Source organism: Pseudomonas sp. P4_C3, assembly GCF_056402075.1.
On record NZ_JBFUIC010000433.1, the window covers coordinates 1 to 2,905 of the forward strand.

Consider the following 2,905-nt stretch of genomic DNA (forward strand, 5'->3'; position numbering starts at 1 on the left):
TAATGGTGACGGTCACCAGCTGGGTGTCCACGCCGCCCAGGCCGTCGCTGACCTGCACCGTAAACACGTCATCGTGGCTCTCGCCMGCCTTCAGCGACTGCACCTCGCTGGCGACCCCATCGGTGCCATTGGCCAGCGTGTAAGTCCACTKGCCGGTGKTRTCSACGGCGATCGAACCGTAGGTGCCCGTATCCGTACCCGCAATGCTCCAGGTCGCCGTGGCATCGTGATCGATGTCGGCCGCGCTGAACTGGCCGTTCACGCTGAGCGTGGTGTCTTCCTGCACCGCGCCGGCCGCATTGCCCGTCGCGAAGCTGAGCACKGGCGCGTCGTTGCTGCCGRTAATGGTGACGGTCACCAGCTGGGTGTCCACGCCGCCCAGGCCGTCGCTGACYTGCACCGTGAACACGTCATCGTGGCTCTCGTCAGCCTTCAGCGACTGCACCTCGCTGGCGACCCCATCGRTGCCATTGGCCAGTGTGTAGGTCCACTGGCCGCTGCTGTCCACGGCGATCGCGCCGTAGGTGCCCGTATCCGTACCCGCAATGCTCCAGGTCGCCGTGGCGTCGTGATCGATGTCGGCCGCGCTGAACTGGCCGTTCACGCTGAGCGTGGTGTCTTCCTGCACCGCGCCGGCAGCATTGCCCGTCGCGAAGCTGAGCACGGGTGCGTCGTTGCTGCCGGTAATGGTGACGGTCACGTCCTTGGTCACCGTCGCCCCGAAGTCATCGGTCAGCGTCACCGTGAACACTTCGGTCTTGGTCTGGCCCGCGKCCAGGTACTGCGCCGCGCTGTTGTTCAGCGTATAGCTCCAGCCCACGCTACCCGCCGCGTCGCCGGTACTCTCGTCGTTCACAGTGGCCACCAGCGTACCCAGCGCACCGGACGGAGCACTCACGCTGGCCAGATGGGCGTGATCGGCCAGGTCCACGTCGCCGAAAGCGAAGCTGCCGCTGGTCACCGTGGTGCCGTCTTCGGTCACCGCCGCGCTTTCGATTTCTGCCGCCGTCACCGTCGGCGCGTCATTGGTGCCGGTCAGGGTGATCGTCACATTCTTGGTCACCGTCGCCCCAAAGTCGTCGGTCAGCGTCACCGTGAACACTTCGGTCTTGGTCTGGCCCGCGGCCAGGTACTGCGCCGCGCTGTTGTTCAGCGTATAGSTCCAGCCCACGCTGCCCACCGCGTCGCCGGTGCTCTCRTYRCTGACRGTGGCCACCAGCGTACCCAGCGCAYYGGCYGGCGCRCTCACGCTGGCCACATGSGCGTSATCGGCCAGGTCCACGTCGCCGAAGGCGAAGCTGCCGCTGGCCASCGGGGTRCCGTCTTCGGTCACCGCCGCGCTTTCGACTTCTGCCGCCGTCACCGTCGGCGCGTCGTTGCTGCCGGTAATGGTGATCGTCACGTTCTTGGTCACCGCCGCCCCGAAGTCGTCGGTCAGCGTCACCGTGAACACTTCGGTCTTGGTCTGGCCCCCAGCCAGGTACTGCGCCGCGCTGTTGTTCAGCGTGTAGGTCCAGCCCACGCTGCCCGTAGCGTCGCCGGTGCTCTCGTTGCTGACRGTGGCCACCAGCGTACCCAACGCACCGGCCGGCGCGCTCACGCTGGCCACATGGGCGTCATCGGCCAGGTCCACGTCGCCGAAGGCGAAGCTGCCGCTGGTCACCGTAGTGCCGTCTTCGGTCACCGCCCCGCTTTCGATTTCTGCCGCCGTCACCGTCGGCACGTCATTGGTGCCGGTGATAGTGATGGTCACATTCTGCGTTACTGACGATCCATGACCATCGTTGATGGTGACCAGGTAAGTTTCGGTGACTGTCTGTCCCTGGGCCAGGTACTGCGCCGCCRCATTGCTCAGGTTGTACGTCCATTGCACCGAACCGTTGGCTGCATTCGCTGCTTCGCTTACCGGCGAGAGTACGAACGTACCAAGATGAGTAGCGTTGCCCGCCGCCGGCGCGAACGTCGCCATGTGCGTGTCACTCAGGTCGACGTCGTTAAAGACAATCGTGCCGCTGGCTGTCTGCGAGTCGGTCGTGCTCGCCGTGGTGTCGGCGTCTTCGGTCACCGTGCCGGCCTGCGCGCCGATGCTGATCGTCATACCATCATTCACGCCCGAAAACTGCACCGTCGCAGTGGCCCAACTGAGCGTTCCGTTGCCAAGACGAATCGCATAGGTAAAGCTGTCCGTCAGGAGCTCGCCAGTAGCCAGCGCCTGGAGTTGTGCCTTGAAAGCAGACGAGAAAGTAGTGGCGTCGTAGCCGACCTTACCGTCCGAGGTGATCCAGATCTTTGCACCATTCAAACTGGTGTCAGAACTCGTCGCCTCAGCCCTCGCCGTATCCTGGGTCAGGAGGTCGGCCGGAGCATAAGCCTTGGTGGCAGTAGAAAGACTGTCCGCGTTGTCGAGTGACCAGAGTGTCTTCGCGTTGCCACCGAGGTCATTGGACATGACGTCCCAATACACGACCCCCAACAGATTTTCAGTGGTGGTGAAGATGTCATCCTTCGCCTGCGGCGTATTGGAAAACGAGGTAACGGTTCCGCCGCTGGTAGTTGTAGTGCTAGCCATGTCTTTCTCCCAAGAATGTCACCCTGAGCAAAAAACCGCCGTGGGCCGCTAACAGCCACAAGCGCTTCTTCCTCAACCCACGAAAACCTCATTCCACCGGCACCAGCCGGCTGGCCAGCAGCTTCACGCCCGCCCCGGTCCTGCCGCCTTGTGGCTCAATGCGCACAATTTGTCCTTGAGCCTTGAACTTCATGGGGCCGCCGGGAGTGTCGAGCTCGATCTCGAAGTCAATCAAGCTACCCACCTGCAGCTCACTATCGGTTTCGAAATACAAACCGGAGGCGCTGATGTCACGGGTGACACCGTTGCCCCCGCCGATCAGTTGCAGCGGCAGGG

Annotated in this window: 2 protein-coding genes; both read right to left on the reverse strand. The window is 63.4% G+C overall.

Going from position 1 to position 2,905, the window contains the following annotated elements; all coding sequences use genetic code 11:
* A partial coding sequence (locus AC1DVH_RS28925) for a VCBS domain-containing protein (RefSeq protein WP_477756661.1) occupies positions 1-2,569 on the reverse strand: 2,569 nt, incomplete at its 3' end.
* Positions 2,570-2,657: 88 nt separating this feature from the next.
* The gene (locus tag AC1DVH_RS28930; protein WP_477756662.1) at positions 2,658-2,903 is read right to left on the reverse strand and encodes a PilZ domain-containing protein; all 246 of its coding nucleotides are present in this window, start codon (positions 2,901-2,903) and stop codon (positions 2,658-2,660) included.
* Between the last annotated feature and the right edge of the window lie 2 nt (positions 2,904-2,905).